The following is an 18,888-nucleotide window of genomic DNA, read 5'->3' as shown; positions in this document are numbered from 1 at the left end:
GACTCGACCTCTCGGCATGAACCGGCATGAACAAGGACTCGGTGGGACCCAACATGTCCAATGACGACGCACGGCTTCTCGACTACCTCAAGCGGGTCACGGCGGATCTGCACCAGACGCGGCGCAGGCTTCAGGAAGCCGAGAACCAGGACCACGAGCCCATCGCCATCGTGGCGATGAGCTGCCGCTACCCGGGCGGGGTCTCCTCCCCCGAGGAGCTGTGGCGGCTCGTCGCCGAGGGCCGCGACGCCGTCTCCACCTTCCCCGCCGACCGGGGCTGGGACCTCGACGCGCTGCGGGGCGACGAGGGCGACACCGCGTCCGGCAGCAGTTACGTGAACGAGGGCGGGTTCGTCCACGACGTCGCCGACTTCGACGCCGGCTTCTTCGGGATCAGCCCCAACGAGGCCCTGACCATGGACCCCCAGCAGCGGCTGCTCCTGGAGGTGTCCTGGGAGGCGATCGAGCGGGCGGGGATCGACCCGACGGCCCTGCGGGGCAAGCCCGTCGGCGTGTTCGCGGGCTCCGGCATCCAGGACTACGAGTACATCGTCGGCGCGGCGGGCGAGGTCGCCGAGGCGTACATGACGACCGGCAACGCGGCCGCCGTGATCTCCGGCCGGATCTCCTACACCCTGGGCCTCGAAGGGCCCGCCGTCACCGTCGACACCGCCTGCTCCTCGTCGCTGGTCTCCCTCCACCTGGCGGCGACCGCGCTGCGCCGGCGCGAGTGCACGCTCGCCCTGGCCGGCGGTGTCATGGTGATGTCGACCCCGTCGCCGTTCATCGCGTTCAGCCGTCAGCACGGGCTCGCCCCGGACGGCCGCTGCAAGGCGTTCGCGGAGGCGGCGGACGGCACCGGCTGGTCCGAGGGCGCCGGCATGCTCGTCCTCGAACGCCTCGCGGACGCCCGCCGCAACGGACACCCCGTGCTCGCCGTCGTACGCGGCAGCGCGGTCAACCAGGACGGCGCCAGCAACGGCCTCACCGCCCCCAACGGCCGCGCCCAGCAGCGGGTCATCCGCCAGGCCCTCGCCAACGCCAAGCTCTCCGCGACCCATGTGGACGCCGTCGAGGGCCACGGCACCGGGACGACGCTCGGCGACCCGATCGAGGCGCAGGCGCTGCTCGCCACCTACGGGCAGGGACGCGACGAGGACCGGCCGCTGTGGCTGGGGTCCATCAAGTCCAACATGGGCCACGCACAGGCCGCCGCCGGTGTCGGCTCCATCATCAAGATGGTCGAGGCGCTGCGCCACGGCGTGCTCCCGAAGACCCTCCACGTCGACGAGCCGTCGAGCCACGTCGACTGGTCGGCGGGCCGGGTCCGGCTGCTGACCGAGACCCGGACCTGGGAGCGTGCCGAGGACCGTCCGCGCCGGGCCGGTGTCTCGGCCTTCGGCGTGAGCGGGACGAATGCGCACGTGATCCTGGAGGAGGCGCCGGCGGCGGAACCGGCGGAGGCCGATGAGGCAGCAGAAGCGCCGACCGACGAGGCCCCCGCCACGCCCCTGCCGGTGGTGCTGCCCTGGCTGCTCTCCGGCCGCGATGCGACGGCTCTGGCCGCACAGGCGGGCCGCATCCACGCCCATGTCACGGCGGACTCGGAGACGAGCGGCGCCGACCTCACGTACTCCCTGGCGACGGCCCGCGCGGCGCTCGACCACCGCGCGGTGGTGCTCGCGGAGACCCGCGAGGCGGCCCTGACCGGGCTCGCGGCGGTGGCCGAGGGGGAGAACCACCCTTCCGTGGTGCGTGGCGTCGCCGCGAAGGGGAAGACAGCGTTTCTCTTCACGGGGCAGGGTGCGCAGCGGTTGGGGATGGGCCGTGAGCTGTATGAGGCGTTCCCGGTGTTCGCGGAGGCGTTTGACGCGGTGTGCGCGGAGGTGGACGCGCATCTCGGTCGTGGGTTGCGCGAGGTGGTGTGGGGGGAAGACGCGGAGGCGCTGAATGCGACCGCTCTCACCCAGCCCGCTCTCTTCGCGTTCGAGGTGGCGCTGTTCCGGCTCGTGGAGGCGTGGGGCGTCACGCCTGATGTGGTGGTGGGTCACTCGATCGGTGAGCTGGCTGCCGCGCACATTGCCGGGGTGTTGTCCCTCGCGGATGCCGCTCGTCTCGTTGTTGCCCGTGGCCGGATGATGCAGGCGCTGCCGGCCGGCGGTGCGATGGTCGCCGTTCAGGCGACCGAGGACGAGGTGCTGCCCCTGCTGACCGAGGGCGTCGGTATCGCGGCGGTCAACGGGCCGCAGTCCGTCGTCGTTTCAGGTGTGGAGTCCGAGGTGCTGGCGGTGGGCGAGCATTTCGCCGCGCTGGGGCGGAAGACCAGCCGTCTTTCCGTCTCGCACGCGTTCCACTCCTCGTTGATGGACCCGATGCTCGACGAGTTCCGCTCGGTCACCTCGGAGTTGACGTTCAGCGAGCCGGGCATCCCGGTGGTCTCCACCGTCACCGGCGCCGCGTCCGCCTCCGGCTGGCAGTCCCCGGAGTACTGGGTGGACCAGGTCCGCCGCCCTGTCCGGTTCGCCGATGCCGTGAACGCCGCCGAAGCCTTCGGAGCCCGTACGTTCGTGGAGATCGGCCCGGACGCGATCCTCACCGCGCTCGGGACCGCATCCGCCGCCGACGAGAACACCACCTGCGTCCCGCTGATACGCAAGGACCGCGGCGATTCCGAGGCCCTGGTCGCGGGCCTGGCGCGGCTGTTCACCACCGGCCTCGCCGTGAACTGGGAGGCGTTCTACGCCGGTACCGGTACGCGGAAGGCCGAGCTGCCCACGTACGCCTTCCAGCGCACCCGTTACTGGGTGGAAGGCACCAACGCCCCCGGCGACCTCTCCGCCGCCGGGCTCGCCGTGGCCGGGCACCCGCTGCTCGGGGCGGTCGTCTCGCTCGCGGACTCCGGCGGTGTCGTGCTCACCGGCAGGGTCTCGGTGTCCGCGCAGCCCTGGCTCGCCGACCACGTCGTCGGGGACTCCGTGGTCTTCCCCGGAACCGGCTTCGTCGAACTGGCCGTCCGGGCCGGCGACCAGGTCGGCTGCGAGACGCTCGACGAGCTGATGCTCCAGGCCCCCCTGGTGCTGCCCGCACGCGGTGCGGTCGCGCTCCAGGTCGAGGTCGGCGCGTCGGACGCGTCCGGGCGGCGGCCGTTCAGCGTGCACTCGCGCCGCGACGACCAGCCCGACCAGCCCTGGACGCTCCACGCGGCCGGGGTCCTGGCGGCCACCACCACGGACCCGGCCCCCTTCGACCTCGCCGCCTGGCCGCCCGCCGGTGCCGAGGCCATCGACACGGAGGGCGTGTACGCGTCCCTGGCCGAGGCCGGACTCGCCTACGGGCCCGCCTTCCGGGGGCTGACGGCCGCCTGGCGCTCCGGGACCGAGATCTGCGCCGAGGTCGCGCTGCCGGAGACGGCGCGTGCGGACGCCGGGAAGTTCGGGCTGCACCCGGCGCTGCTCGACGCCTCGCTGCACGGCTCCGTGTTCACCGACCTGTTCGCGGAGGCGACCGGTCCGGTACTGCCCTTCGTCTGGACCGGCGTACGCCTCCACGCCTCCGGGGCCGCGCGGCTGCGGGTCCGGATCGCCCCGGACGGCGCGGGTGCCGTCGCCCTGTCCGTCGCCGACGAGACCGGCCGGCCCGTGCTGTCCGTCGACTCGCTCGTCCTGCGCGAGGTCTCCGCCGAACAGCTCGCCGCCGCACGCACGGTCGCGCACGAGTCCCTGTTCGGCCTGGACTGGGCCGAACTCCCGGCGGGCGAACAGGTTTCGGCTCCCGTCGACTGGACAGAGCTGAGCGCCGACGGGCCCGTGCCCGAGAGCGTCGTCCTGCGGTCCCGGCACAGCGGTGCGGACCCGGCAGCCGTCCGGGCCGCCACCACCGAGATCCTTGCCGCACTCCAGCACTGGCTTTCGGCCGAGCGCTTCACAGGCTCCCGTCTGCTCGTCGCGACCAGCGGTGCCGTGGCCCGGCCGGGGGAGGACGTCACCGACCTGGCCGGGGCCGCCGTCTGGGGGCTCGTGCGCTCCGCACAGGCCGAGCACCCCGGGCGGGTCGTCCTCGCGGACCTGGACGACCTCGCGGACGACGCACAGGCAGCCGCCGCACTGGCCACCGGCGAGTCCCAGGCCCTCGTACGCGGCACGACCGTGTACGGCGCCCGCCTCGCCCGCCTCACGGACGACCCCGAGACGCGCGTCCGCCCCGACTTCGGCACCGGCACGGTCCTGGTCACCGGCGCCACCGGCGCGCTCGGCAGCCTGGTGGCCCGGCAGCTCGTCGAGACCCACGGCGTCCGCAGCCTGCTGCTGGTCTCCCGGCGCGGCGCGGACGCCCCCGGTGCGACGGAGCTGTTTGCGGAGCTGCGCGCGCTCGGCGCCGAGATCACCGTCACCGCCTGCGATGTGGCGGACCGGGACGCCCTGGCCGCCGCGCTCGACGGGGTGCCGCTCACCGGTGTGGTGCACCTCGCCGGTGTCCTGGACGACACGCTCATCGCCTCGCTGACCCCGGAGAGCCTGGACACCGTCCTGCGCGCCAAGGCCGACGCGGCGCTCCACCTGCACGAGCTGACCCGGGACGCGGACCTGTCGGCGTTCGTCCTGTTCTCCTCCGCCACCGGCGTCCTGGGCGTCCCCGGTCAGGGCAACTACGGCGCCGCCAACGCCCTGCTCGACGCCCTCGCCACCCACCGCACGGCCCACGGGCTGCCCGCCCGCTCCCTCGCGTGGGGCCTGTGGGCGAGCGGGATGTCCGGCACCCTGACCGACGCCGACCTCCAGCGCATGAGCCGCACCGGCATCGGCGCCCTCACCGCCGCGTACGGCCTCGACCTGTTCGACCGCGCGCTGACCGTGGACGCGCCCCTCGTCCTGCCGATCCGGCTCGACGTGCGCACCCTCGCCGAGGCCGGTGAGGCGCTGCCGCCGCTCTTCCGGAAGCTGGTCCGCGTACGGGCCCGGCGCACCGCCGGTTCCGCGCCGGAGGCGGCCGGGGCGCTGCGCGGCCGACTGGCCGGGCTCGGCCGGGAGGAGCAGGAGCGCGTCCTGCTCGACCTGGTGCGCAGCCAGGTCGCGGTGGCCCTCGGCTACCCGGACGCGGACGCCGTGGACGAGACGCGGGCCTTCAGCGAGCTGGGCTTCGACTCGCTCACCGCCGTGGAGTTCCGCAACGCCGTCAGCGCCGCCGCCGAGGTCCGGCTGCCCGCCACCCTCGCCTTCGACTACCCGAGCCCGCGCGCCCTCGCCCGGCACCTGCTGAGCGAACTCGACGGCTCCCTCGCCGAGGTGGCCCCTGCCCGAGGTGTGGGCGGTGCCGGTGCGGGGAACGACGACGACCCGATCGTCATCGTCTCCATGGCATGCCGCTACCCGGGCGGGGTACGCAGCCCGGAGCAGCTGTGGCGGCTCGTCGCGGACGGCGTGGACGCGGTCTCCGACTTCCCCGCGAACCGCGGCTGGGACCTGGACCGGGTGTACGACCCGACCTCCGAGCGCCCGCACACCACGTACGCCAACGAGGGCGGATTCCTGCACGGGGCGGGCGAGTTCGACCCGGCGTTCTTCGGGATCAGCCCCAACGAGGCCGCGATCATGGACCCGCAGCAGTTCCTGCTGCTGGAGACGGCCTGGGAGGCCTTCGAGCGGGCCGGGATCGACCCGGAGACCCTGCGGGGCAGCATGACCGGGTGCTACGCCGGGATGATGTACCACGACTACGCGGCCAACAACAGCACGGGCGCCATCGCCTCCGGCCGCGTCTCGTACGTGTTCGGCCTGGAGGGCCCGGCCGTCACCGTCGACACGGCGTGCTCGTCGTCGCTGGTCTCCCTGCACATGGCCGCGCAGGCGCTGCGGTCGGGTGAGTGCTCACTCGCCCTCGCCGGCGGTGTCGCGGTCATGGCGACGCCCGAGGTCTTCGTCGAGTTCAGCCGGCAGCGGGGCCTCGCCCCGGACGGCCGCTGCAAGTCCTTCGGTATCGGCGCCAACGGCACGGGCTGGGGCGAGGGCGCGGGCATGCTGCTCCTGGAGCGCCTGTCCGACGCGCGGCGCAACGGCCACCCGGTCCTCGCCGTGGTCCGTGGCTCGGCGCTCAACCAGGACGGCGCCAGCAACGGCCTCACCGCCCCCAACGGCCCCTCGCAGCAGCGCGTGATCCGCCAGGCCCTGGCCAACGCGGGCCTGACGGCGGCGGAGGTCGACGCGGTCGAGGCGCACGGCACGGGCACGACGCTGGGCGACCCGATCGAGGCGCAGGCGCTCCTCGCCACCTATGGGCAGGACCGGCCGGACGGACAGCCGCTGTGGCTGGGCTCCATCAAGTCGAACATGGGTCACACACAGGCCGCCGCCGGTGTCGCGGGCATCATCAAGATGGTCATGGCCATGCGCCACGGCGTCCTCCCGCCCACCCTCCACGCGGAGGAGCGCTCGGATCAGATCGACTGGTCCGAGGGTGACGTCGAGCTGCTGACGGAAGCCCGGGAGTGGGCGCCGGCCAGACACCCCAGGCGCGCGGGCATCTCGTCCTTCGGCATCAGCGGCACGAACGCCCACGTGATCGTGGAGGAGGCCCCCGAGGCCGTCGTGACCGAGGCCGGTGATGACCTGGCCATCACCCCCTGGGTGGTGTCCGCGAAGAGCGCCGAGGCGCTGGCCGGCCAGGCTTCGCAGCTGCTGACCGTGGCGGGTGACCACCGCGCCGAGGACATCGGCCACTCCCTGGTGACGTCGAAGCCCGCCTTCGAGCACAGGGCCGTCGTCTTCGGCGACCGTACGGCCGCGCTGGCCGCGCTTGCGGCGGGTGGCGAGCACGCGGGGCTGGTGCGCGGAGTCGCGCGGGCGGTCGGGAAGTCGGCGTTTCTGTTCACGGGGCAGGGTGCGCAGCGGCTGGGGATGGGCCGTGAGTTGTACGAGGCGTTCCCGGTGTTCGCGGCAGCGTTTGACGCGGTGTGTGCGGAGGTAGACGCGCACCTCGGTTCGGGGTTGCGCGAGGTCGTCTGGGGGGAAGACGCGGAGGCGCTGAACGCCACCGGCTTCACTCAGCCCGCCCTCTTCGCCTTCGAGGTCGCGCTGTTCAGGCTGGTGGAGGCGTGGGGCGTCACACCTGACGTGGTGGTCGGTCACTCGATCGGTGAGCTGGCCGCTGCCCACGTCGCCGGGGTGCTGTCCCTCGCGGATGCCGCTCGTCTTGTGGTTGCGCGCGGTCGTCTGATGCAGGCGCTTCCGGCCGGTGGCGCGATGGTTGCCCTACAGGCCACCGAGGACGAGGTGCTTCCTCTCCTCACGGACGGGGTGGGCATCGCGGCCGTCAACGGCCCCCAGTCCGTGGTGGTTTCCGGTAGCGATTCCGAGGCGCTGGCCGTGGGCGAGCATTTCGCCGCGCTGGGGCGGAAGACCAGCCGTCTTTCCGTCTCGCACGCGTTCCACTCCTCGCTGATGGACCCGATGCTCGACGAGTTCCGTGCGGTCACCTCGCAGTTGACGTTCAAGGAGCCGACCATCCCGGTCGTCTCCACGGTCAGCGGCGAGCTCTCCACCGACTGGCAGTCCCCCGAGTACTGGGTCGACCAGGTCCGCAGCCCTGTCCGGTTCGCCGACGCCGTAAACACCGCCGAAGCGCTCGGCGCACGCACCTTCGTCGAGGTCGGCCCGGACGCGATTCTCACCGCCCTCGGCGCCGCATCCGCCGCCGAGGTCACCAGCGCCTTCACCCCGCTCGTCCGCAAGAAGCGGCCCGAGGCCGAGTCGCTGATCGCGGGCCTGGGCCGGCTGTACGTGGACGGGGTCCGGGTCGGCTGGGAGGCGTTCTACGCCGGTGCCGGGGCGCGGACCGTCGGGCTGCCCACGTACGCCTTCCAGTGCACCCGCTACTGGATCGGCACCGAGGAGTACCTCGCCAACTCCTGGATCGGCGGCGGCAGCAGCATGGCGACGGCCGGGCTGACCGATGCCGGGCACCCGCTGCTCGGGGCGGTCGTGCCGTCCCCGGACACGGACATGGTGACGTTCACCGGGCGGCTGTCGGCCGGTACGCACGGCTGGATCGTCGACCACGACGTCCTCGGGAGCATCCTGCTGCCGGGCACGGGCTTCGTGGAGCTGGCGATCCGCGCCGGTGACCAGGTCGGCTGCGCGGTCCTGGAGGAGCTGGCCCTTCAGGCGCCGCTCATCCTCCCGGAGCGCGGGGCCGTGACCGTGCAGATGGTCGTCGGGGCCGCCGACGCGACCGCCCGGCGTTCGGTGAGCGTGTACTCGCGCGCCGAGGACCGCCCGGACCTGCCGTGGACCCTGCACGCCGACGGCGTACTCGCGCCCGGTACGGAGACCGCCGCGTTCGACCTCGCGGCCTGGCCGCCGGCCGGGGCGGAGGAACTGTCCCTGGAGGGCGCGTACGACGGTCTGCGCGAGCGCGGGTTCGGGTACGGCCCGACGTTCCAGGGGCTCAAGGCCGCCTGGCGCGTGGGTGATGTGCTGTTCGCGGAGGTCGCGCTGCCGGAGCAGGCGCACCCGGAGGCCGAGAAGTTCGGGCTGCACCCGGCGCTCCTGGACGCCGCCATGCACGCGGCCCTCGTCAACGGCACCGGCGGCGACGAGACCGTCCTGCCGTTCGTGTGGCGCGAGGTGTCCCTGCACGCGGCGGGCGCCTCCGCCGTCCGCGTACGGATCACGCAGCCGACCCCGGAGAGCCTGTCCCTGCAGGTCGCGGACGCCACCGGGGCCCCCGTGGCCACCGTGGGCGCGGTCGTCGGCCGGCCCGTCTCCACCGAGCAGCTGGCCACAAGCGGGAACGACTCCCTGTTCCGTATCGCCTGGCACAAGCTGCCCACCGCCCCCGCCCGCACGCCGTCCGACGCGCCCGCGCCGGTCGTCTTCACCGCTGGGACGCGAGGCCTGGACGCGGACATGCCGGGCGCCGTGCACGGGCTGGTGAACCAGGCGCTGGAGGCCGTACAGGAGTGGCTGGCGGAGGACCGGCCCGAGGGTGCGGTGCTGGCGGTCGCCACGCGCGGCGCGGTGGCCGTGGCCGAGGGCGAACCGGTGGATGTGCGCCAGGCGCCCGTGTGGGGGCTGGTCCGGGCCGCGCAGGCGGAGAACCCGGGGCGCTTCGTGCTCGTCGACTCCGACGGCTCCGTGCCCTGGGAGCAGGTGACCGCGCTCGGTGAACCGGAACTGGTCGTACGCGACGGCGAGGTGTGGGTGCCGCGTCTGGTGCTCGCCCCGCCGGGAGCCGACGCCGTCCCCGTGTGGGACGCGGACGGGACCGTACTGATCACCGGCGGCACCGGCGGTCTGGGCGCGCGGGTGGCCCGCCACCTGGTGTCCGAGCACGGGGTCCGGCAGCTGCTGCTGGTGGGACGCCGGGGCGCGAGCACGCCGGGCGTCGGTGACCTTGTCGCCGAGCTGTCCGGGCTGGGCGCCTCGGTCGCCGTCGCGGCCTGCGACGTCGCGGACCGGGAGTCCCTGGCCGCCGCCCTTGCGTCCGTGGACCCGGCGCACCCGCTCTCCGGTGTCGTCCATGTCGCCGGTGTCGTCGACAACGGTGTGGTCGGCGCCCTGACCCCCGACCGGATGGGCGCCGTCCTGCGGCCGAAGGTGGACGCGGCCTGGCACCTGCACGAGCTGACCCGGGACTTGGACCTGTCGGCGTTCGTGATGTTCTCCTCGGCCGGCGGGCTCGTCCTGGCGGCCGGGCAGGGCAACTACGCGGCGGCCAACGTCTTCCTCGACGCGCTCGCCGCCCAACGCCACGCCGAGGGACTTCCGGCGACCTCGATGGCCTTCGGGCTCTGGGGCGTCGACACCGGGATGACCAGCATCGACATGCTGGGCCTGGCCGAGGAGCGCATGGCGGCCCAGGGGCTGCCCGCGCTGTCCGAGGCGGAGGGCCTGGCCCTGTTCGACGCCGCCCTGGAGTCGGGTCTCGCGGCCACTGTCCCCCTCCGCATCGACACCAACGTCCTGCGCGACCGGGCCACCGAACTCCCCGCCCTGCTCCGAGGACTCGTCCGCGTACCCGTGCGCAGGACCGCGCAATCCACGGACGGGGGTGACGGGCTCCTCGCCCGGCTGACGGGTCTGGACGCGGAGGCACGCGCTGCCGCGCTTCTCGACCTCGTACGGACGCACGTCGCCGGGGTCCTCGGTCACGCGTCGGCCGACGCGATCGAGCCGGAGCGGGCCTTCAGCGAGCTGGGCTTCGACTCGCTCGCCGCCGTCGAGCTGCGCAACCGGCTCGGCGCGGCGACGGGCCTCCGGCTCCCCGCGACGCTGATCTTCGACTACCCGACCGCGGACGCCGTCGCGGCCCACATCGGCGAGGAAGTGGCCGGTTCGGACCGCGCCCTTCCCGCGCCCACCCGCGCTCCGGCGGCGGGCGGGACCGACGCGGACGACGACCCGGTGGTCATCGTCGGCATGGGCTGCCGCTACCCGGGCGGGGTGACGACTCCGGAGGAGCTGTGGCGGCTCGTCGCGGACGGGGTCGACGCCATCGGTTACTTCCCGGGCGACCGGGGCTGGGACGCGGAGGTGTACGACCCCGAGCCCGGAACGCCCGGCCGTACCTACGCACGCGAGGGGGGCTTCCTCTACGACGCCCCCGAGTTCGACCCGGTGTTCTTCGGGATCAGCCCCAACGAGGCGCTGATGATGGACCCGCAGCAGCGGCTGCTCCTGGAAGTGTCCTGGGAGGCGATCGAGCGGGCCGGGATCGACCCGACGACGCTCAAGGGCTCGTCGACCGGTGTCTTCGCCGGCCTGATGTACCACGACTACGCGCTCGGCGTGGAGGCCGCCGCCAGCTCCGGCGGCAGCCTCGTCTCCGGGCGTACCGCCTACACGCTGGGCCTGGAGGGCCCGGCCGTCACCGTCGACACCGCGTGCTCGTCCTCGCTGGTCGCCCTGCACATGGCGGCCCAGGCCGTGCGCTCCGGTGAGTGCGCGCTGGCGCTGGCCGGCGGGGTCGCCGTCATGGGCACCCCGGGCATGTTCATCGAGTTCAGCCGGCAGCGAGGGCTCGCCCCGGACGGCCGGTCCAAGTCCTTCGCCGCGTCGGCGGACGGCGTCGCCTGGGGCGAGGGCGCCGGTGTCCTGCTCCTGGAGCGGCTGTCCGACGCGCGCCGCAACGGCCACCCCGTCGTCGCCGTCCTCCGTGGCTCCGCCCTCAACCAGGACGGCGCCAGCAACGGGATGACCGCCCCCAACGGCCCGTCCCAGCAGCGCGTGATCCGCCAGGCCCTGGCCAACGCGGGCCTGACGGCGGCGGAGGTCGACGCGGTCGAGGCGCACGGCACGGGCACGACCCTGGGCGACCCGATCGAGGCGCAGGCGCTCCTCGCCACCTACGGGCAGGGGCGCGCGGACGAGCAGCCCCTGTGGCTCGGGTCCATCAAGTCCAACATGGGCCACACACAGGCCGCTTCGGGCATCGCGGGCGTCATGAAGATGGTCATGGCCATGCGCCACGGCGTCCTGCCGAAGACCCTGCACGTGGACGCTCCCTCGGACCAGGTCGACTGGGAGGCCGGCAACGTCGCGCTGCTCACCGAGGCCCGCGCGTGGCAGCCCGCCGACCGGCCGCGCCGCGCCGGTGTCTCCTCCTTCGGAATCAGCGGGACGAACGCGCATGTGATCGTGGAGGAGGCACCGGAGCACGTGGCCGCGACCGCCGGCGACCGCGAACTCCCGGTGTTTCCGCTGGTGCTGTCGGGGAAGAGCCCGCAGGCCCTGGCCGCCCAGGCCGAACGGCTGCTGGACCGGCTCACGGACGAGCCCGCGCTGTCACCGGCCGACCTGGGCCTGTCGCTGGTCGCCACCCGCACCGCCTTCCCCCACCGGGCCGTCGTCCTCGGCGCGGACACCGAAGAGCTGCTGCGCGGCCTGACCGCCCTGGCACAGGGCCGCAACGCCCCCGCAGTCGCCAGCGGCCAGGCCCGCCGGAGCGGAAAGTCGGCGTTCCTGTTCACGGGGCAGGGTGCGCAGCGGCTGGGGATGGGCCGTGAACTGCATGACGCGTTCCCGGTGTTCGCGGAAGCGTTTGACGCGGTCTGCGCGGAGGTGGACGCGCATCTCGATCGTGGGTTGCAGGACGTGGTGTGGGGGGAAGACGCGGAGGCGCTCAACGCCACTTCGTACACTCAGCCCGCGCTCTTCGCCTTCGAGGTCGCGCTGTTCCGGCTGGTGGAGGCCTGGGGCGTCACACCGGACGTGGTCGCGGGTCACTCGATCGGTGAGATCGCTGCCGCGCACATTGCCGGGGTGCTGTCCCTCGGGGACGCGGCGCAGCTGGTCGTGAGCCGTGGCCGTCTGATGCAGGCGCTCCCGGTCGGTGGCGCGATGGTCGCCGTCCAGGCGACCGAGGACGAAGTGCTTCCCCTCCTCACGGGCGGGGTGGGCATCGCGGCCGTCAACGGTCCGCAGGCGATCGTCGTCTCGGGTGTCGAGTCCGAGGCGCTGGCGATCGGCGAGCACTTCGCCGCGCTCGGCCGGAAGACCAGCCGCCTTCCCGTCTCGCACGCCTTCCACTCCTCCCTCATGGAGCCGATGCTCGACGACTTCCGTGCGGTGACCGCGCAGTTGACGTTCCACGAGCCCAGCGTCCCGGTCGTCTCCACCGTCACTGGCGCCCCGTCCACCGACTGGCAGACCCCGGAGTACTGGGTCGGCCAGGTCCGTGAACCCGTCCGCTTCGTGGCCGCCGTAGAGGCACTGGAGGCGCAGGGCGTCACCCGGTTCCTGGAGATCGGCCCCGACGGCATCCTGACCGGCCTCGCCCAGCAGGTCCTGGACCGGGGCGAGGGCGGCGCGGCCGTGCTCGTACCGTCCGTACGCAGGAACCGTTCCGAGCCCGAGGCCCTGGTCACGGCCCTGGGGCGGCTGTACGCGGACGGGGCGCGGGTCGACTGGGAGGCGTTCCACGCAGGTACGGGGGCGCGGACCGTCGAGCTGCCCACGTACCCCTTCCAGCGCACCCGCTACTGGGTGGACGCGGCCAAGCCGGCCACGGACGCGGTCGCCGTCGGGCAGGACGCGTTCGACCACCCGCTGCTCGCGGCCGTCGTGGCGTCGCCCGACTCCGAGGCCGTGACGCTCACCGCCCGCGTCTCGCTGGACACCCAGCCCTGGGTCGCCGACCACGCGGTGCACGGCAGCATCCTGCTTCCCGGCACCGGATTCGTGGAACTCGCCCTCCAGGCCGCCGACCACGTCGGCTGCGGGCTGCTGGACGAGCTGACGCTGTACGCGCCGCTGGTGCTCCCGGAGCGCGGCGGGGTCTCGCTCCAGGTCGTCGTCGGTGAGCCCGACGCACAGGCCCGGCGTACGGTCCGCGTCTACTCGCGGCCCGAGAATCACCCGGACGAGCCGTGGACCCGGCACGCCGAAGGTGTGCTCGCCCCCGGAACGGGGAACGCGCCCGCCTCCGGCCTCACCGCATGGCCGCCCGTCGGCGCGGAGGAGCTGGACGCCGACGGTCTGTACGACGGGCTTCAGGAGCGCGGGTTCGGGTACGGGCCGGTGTTCCAGGGCCTGACGGCGGCCTGGCGGCACGGCGACGCGCTGTACGCGGAGATCACGCTGCCCGAGCAGGCGCACCCGGACGCCGGACGCTTCGGCCTGCACCCGGCCCTGCTCGACGCCTCCATGCACGCGCTCGGCTTCGGCGGGCTCGGCGCCGAGGAGGACGGGGGACAGGCACTGCTTCCCTTCTCCTGGACCGGGGTCACCCTGCACGCCGCGTCCGCGACCGCCGTACGGGTCCGGCTCGCGCCGGTCGAGGGCGTGCGCAACGCGGTACGGCTCGACCTGAGCGACCCGGCCGGGGCGCCCGTGGCCTCGGTGGAGGCGCTGCAACTGCGGCCGGTGGCCGCGCGCCAGCTGGGCGGCGGCGGGTTCCGGGAGGCGCTGCTCTCCGTCGACTGGCAGCCGGCCGGCGCTTCCGGCGGGCCGCGCGGTGACTGGGCGGTCGCCGGGACTGGTCTGGTGGTCGCCGGGGTGCCCGTGGTCGCGGGGCTCGACGCGTTCGGCGACGCCGTACCGGAGGTGGTGCTGCTGCCCGTCCTCGCCGACGCGGACGGCGCCGGCACCGAGCACGAGATCCCGGCCGGGACGCGTACCGCCGTGGACGGGGCCCTGGCCGCCGTACAGCAGTGGCTCGCCGAGCCGCGGTTCGCACGGTCGCGTCTGGTGCTGGTGACCCGGGCCGCGGCGGCCGTCGCGGACGGCGACCCGGTCGACGTGCGGCAGGCGCCCGTCTGGGGCCTGGTGCGGGCGGCGCAGGCGGAGAACCCGGGCAGGTTCGTCCTCCTCGACCTGGAGGAGGGCGAGCCCTCGCCCCGGGCGCTCGCCGCGGCCCTCGCCACGGACGAACCCGAGCTGGCCGTGCGCCGCGACAAGGTGCTCGCGCCCCGGCTCGCCCGTTCCTCGGCGCCCGGCGGCGAGGCCCCCTGGGACACCGAGGGGACCGTCCTGATCACCGGCGGAACCGGTGGCCTCGGCGCGATCGTCGCCCGCCACCTGGTGACCGAGCACGGCGTACGCCACCTGGTGCTCGCCGGGCGGCGCGGCCTCGGCGCGCCCAACGCGGCCGGGCTCTGCGACGAACTGACCGCGCTCGGCGCCGAGGTGGAGATCGCCGCGTGCGACGTCTCCGACCGGGCGGCCGTCGCCGCGCTGATCGCGGGCATCGGCCCGGACCACCCACTGCGCGGTGTCGTCCACGCGGCCGGTGTCGCCCACAACGGGCTCGTCGGGGCGCTCACCCCGGAGCAGGTGGACCACGTCCTGCGGGCCAAGGCGGACGCCGCCTGGCATCTGCACGAACTGACCGCCCACCTAGACCTGTCCGTGTTCGCGCTGTTCTCCTCGGCGGGCGGGCTCGTCATGGCCGCCGGCCAGGGCAACTACGCGGCGGCCAACGTCTTCCTGGACGCGCTCGCCGCCCACCGCCGCTCCCAGGGACTGGCCGCGACCTCCATGGCGTTCGGGCTCTGGGCCACCGAGACCGGGCTCAGCCAGTGGCTCGGTGAGGCGGACCTCCAGCGGATGCGGCGCACCGGGACCCCGGCGCTGACCGAGGAGGAGGGCCTGTGGCTGTTCGACGCGGCGGTCGCCGCCGACGCCCCGGCGCTCGTCCCGCTCCGCGTCGACCTGGCCGCGCTGCGCGCCCGCACCGACGAGGTGCCCGCGCTGCTGCGGGCACTCGCGCCCGCCGGACGGCGGCGCGCGGGAGCGGCGGCCGTCGTCCGCGAGGCCGGCGGGCTCGGGCAGAAGGTGCGCGGGCTCGACGAGGCGGCCCGGCTCAAGGCGGTGCTGGACGAGGTGCTGAACCATGCCGCCGAGGTGCTGGGGCATGCGGACGCCGGTGCGGTGGACGCCGAAGCGGGCTTCCTGGAGGCCGGTTTCGACTCGCTGACCGCCGTCGAACTCCGTAACCGGCTGGGCGCGGCCTCCGGGCTCGCGCTGCCGGCCATGGTGGTCTTCGACAGCAGGAACCCGCTGGAGCTGGCCCGGCTCGTCGCCGGCCGGCTGGCAGCCGAGGGGGGAGAGGCGGGGCCGGGTGCCACGCCCGCCCCGGAGGCCGCGAGCCCGGTCGACGACACCCTGTACGGGCTGTTCCTGGACGCGATCATGGCCGGGAACATCAAGCCCGGCCTGGCGATGCTGCGTTCGGTGGCGGCCCTGCGGCCCTCGTTCGCCACGGCGGCCGACCTGGACGTACTCCCCGAGGCGGTCTCGTACGGGGCTCGGGCCAAGGCCGAGGTCCCGGTGCCCCGGCTGATCTGCCTCAGCACCCCGACGGTGGCGGGCGGTGTGCACCAGCACGCGCGGCTCGCGGCCAGGCTGTCCGTGCCGGTGTCCGGAATCCCGACCCCCGGATTCGCCCGGGGCGAGTCGCTGCCGGAGTCGTTCGACGCGGCCGTCGACGTCCTCGCCGAAGCCGTGCTGCGTACGGCGGAGGGAGAGCCGTTCGTCCTGCTCGGCTTCTCCTCCGGCGGGCTCCTCGCCCACGCCACCGTCGCCCGTCTGGAGCGGGTGCACGGGGTGCGGCCGGCCGGGCTCGTCCTGCTGGACACGTACTACATGGGCGCGGCGAACGACGCGATCTTCGACCAGATGGCGTCCGCCGTCCCCGACAAGGCGGCCACCCTCGGCTCGTTCAGCAGCGCCGAACTCTCCGCGATGGGCCGGTACGTGGAGCTGCTGCCGCAGTTCACGCAGGCGGACATCGAGGCGCCGGTGCTGTTCGTCCGGGCCGGTGACCTCTTCGAGGCGGGCGAGCGGGCCGGTGTCGGCGAGGGCGGCTGGCAGGCCGACTGGCAGGGCGCCGAGACCGTGGCGACCGTGCCCGGCACGCATTTCACCATCGTCGAGCAGCACGTCGACACGACGGCCCCCGTCATCGACGGCTGGCTGAAGGACCTGAAGGAGCGGATCTCCTCGTGACTGTTGACCACCCCATACCCGGACGAGCGCAGGAGGCGGGCCGATGAGCCTGAGCACGGAGCACCCGGCGGCGGTCGGCGCGCCGGCCGAGCGCATCCACGAATTCATGCTGGCCGCGGCCCGCACCGCGCCGGACAGCCCGGCGGCCTGGGAGGCGGCGGAGGACGGTTCGCACCGGGTCCTCAGCTACCGCCAACTGGAACGCAGAGCCCATGACTACGCGGTCACCCTGGACTCCCTCGGCCTCGACATCGGGGACCGGGTCGTCCTGGAGTCCGACAACTCGGCCGCCGCCGTGGCCGCGCTGCTGGCCTGCTCGATGCTCGGGCTCACCTTCATCCCGGTGAGCCCCGACGTCCCCGACCCGCGCCTCCGTACGATCATCGACACGGCGGAACCGGCGCTGCACCTCCAGACGCTGAAGGGCGCCCGCGAGGGCATCCCGTCGACCGTCGGCACGGCCCGCTTCGGCCCGGACGGGGTGACCGTGGAGCGCGTCCCGGTGGCACGAACCCGTCACCGCCGCGAGGCCGTCACCACCGACGCCGCGTACATGATCTTCACCTCGGGCACCACCGGACGCCCCAAGGGCGTCGTGATGAGCCACCGCGGGGTGCTCTCCTTCTACCGGGGCATGCTGCGGCACTCCATCGTCACGCCGCAGGACCGGCTGGCGACGACGTCCCCGCTCCAGTTCGACTTCGCCCTGCTCGACATCGGCCTCGCCCTGGGGTCGGGCGCGCAGCTCATTCCCGTACCGCGCGAACTCATGCACTGGCCGCGCAGGTTCCTGCGCTTCCTCGCGGACACGGGGGCCACGCAGGTCGACGGCGTGCCGTCCATCTGGCGCCCGGTACTGCGCCATGAGGCGGCCGGCCTCGCGGCGCTGTCCGGGCAGATCCGCGGGGTGCTGTTCTCCGGCGAGGCGTTCCCGCTTCCCGAACTGCGTCAACTGCAAACGCTGCTGGGCCAGGTCCGGGTGGTGAACTGCTTCGGTCCGACCGAGGCGATGGCGTTCTCCCTCACCGATGTGCCGAACCCGCTCCCCGACGCCATCGACAAGCTCTCCATCGGCTTCGCCTACCCGGGCGCGGAGATGCTGCTGCTCGACGAGGAGGGCCGCCCGGTCGACGAGCCGGGCGAGGTGGGCGAGATCCACCTGCGCGGCCCGTCCCTCTTCACCGGCTACTGGGACGACCCGGAGGCCACCCGCTCCGTCCTTGTCCCGGACCCCCTCAACCCCCGTTCGGGCCAGCTCGTCTACAAGTCCAGCGACCTGGCGTACCGGGGCGAGAGCGGCGAGCTGTACTTCGTCGGCCGCTCCGACCTCCAGGTCAAGATGCGCGGCAACCGCGTCGAACTGGGCGAGATCGAGCGCCGGCTCCTGGAGTTCCCGGGCGTGGAGGCGGCGGCGGTCGTGGTCCGCCCGCGCCCCGGCGAGGACCCGGAGCTGTACGCGTACGTCGTCCCGGGCCGCGACTTCGACGCCCAGCCGGTCGCCCTGAGCGCCTTCTGCAAGAAGACCCTCCCCGACTACATGGTCCCCCGCAAGGTCTCCCTGACCCCGTCGCTCCCGCTCACCCCGAACGGCAAGACGGACAGGCGCGCGCTGGCGGCGTTGGTGGCGGGGGAGGGGTAGGGGCCTTCCCTCACACCTGCTCGATCCGCACGGAGTGACCGGCGAGAAGCTGACGCATGTCGTCGGTGTCGGAGGTGAAGACGGTGGCCTGGGCACCCCGTGCGGCCTCCCGCCCGGCCACCGCCGCCAGAACGGCGTCGACGGCGTACTTGTGGCCGTGCAGGCCGGCTTCCCTCAGCATGTCGCGAGCCATGATGATCACCTGGTCGTCCGTGTGGACGACGCGGATCCGGGACAGAGCCCAGTTCCACAGCGCCTGCCTGGACCCCTCGCGCGGGTCCCAGGCCTCCAGGGTGGTGAGGGCCGAGGTGATGACCGGGATGTCGAGGCCGGGGGCCGCCTTGAGCAGCGCCGTCAACTCCCGGTCTCCCCGGATCGCCTTGGAGAGCGCCTCGGAGTCGAACACGAAGACGCGCTGCCGTGCCGGGAGTGACTTCGGCCGGACGGCTCGGCTCATGCTGCTTCGTCCGAGGCCGGTCGATGTTCGTCGTGCCAGGCATCGATCGCGGCGATGCGATCCAGTGCGGCCTGCTGCTCGCCGGCTGTCACAGCACCGTGCTCTTCCTCAAGCCGGTCCGCGAGATCGCGCAGCCGGTCCATCGCGTCCTGGTGGGCGGCAGCGGCAGCGATATAGGCGGATACGCCTCGGGAGTCGACCCGCTCTCTGATCGACTCCACCAGCTCTTCCGGGACGGTGATGGTGATCTTCCTGGTTGCCATACTTCAAGTATGCCACGGTGTCGCGTTCTGCGACCTCGGACCTACGCGCGCTTCACTTCGCTACCCGGTCGCAAGCGTCCCCCACCCCTA

4 protein-coding genes are annotated in these 18,888 nt (G+C 73.7%); 2 read left to right on the top strand and 2 right to left on the bottom strand.

Features of this window, described 5'->3' with window-relative positions:
• Nucleotides 1–53: 53 nt before the first annotated feature.
• Nucleotides 54–16,439, top strand: a complete 16,386-nt coding sequence (locus tag EAO73_RS33175; protein ID WP_191134331.1) for a type I polyketide synthase — start codon at nucleotides 54–56, stop codon at nucleotides 16,437–16,439.
• Nucleotides 16,440–16,482: 43 nt separating this feature from the next.
• Nucleotides 16,483–18,078, top strand: coding sequence for an AMP-binding protein (locus tag EAO73_RS33170; protein ID WP_147975164.1), 1,596 nt, complete (start codon nucleotides 16,483–16,485; stop codon nucleotides 18,076–18,078).
• Nucleotides 18,079–18,088: 10 nt separating this feature from the next.
• Here the strand turns inward: EAO73_RS33170 and EAO73_RS33165 are convergent, their stop codons facing one another.
• Nucleotides 18,089–18,535 carry a hypothetical protein gene (locus tag EAO73_RS33165; RefSeq protein ID WP_147975163.1) on the bottom strand — a complete coding sequence of 149 codons (447 nt, stop codon included), beginning with the start codon at nucleotides 18,533–18,535 and terminating at the stop codon, nucleotides 18,089–18,091.
• Nucleotides 18,532–18,798 carry a hypothetical protein gene (locus tag EAO73_RS33160; RefSeq protein ID WP_147975162.1) on the bottom strand — a complete coding sequence of 89 codons (267 nt, stop codon included), beginning with the start codon at nucleotides 18,796–18,798 and terminating at the stop codon, nucleotides 18,532–18,534. Before EAO73_RS33160 ends, EAO73_RS33165 begins: the two co-directional genes overlap by 4 nt.
• Nucleotides 18,799–18,888: the final 90 nt, after the last annotated feature.

The sequence above is a fragment of the Streptomyces sp. col6 genome, assembly GCF_008042035.1.
In the GTDB taxonomy this organism is placed as follows: domain Bacteria; phylum Actinomycetota; class Actinomycetes; order Streptomycetales; family Streptomycetaceae; genus Streptomyces.
This window is presented reverse-complemented; position numbering and strand designations above follow the sequence as displayed.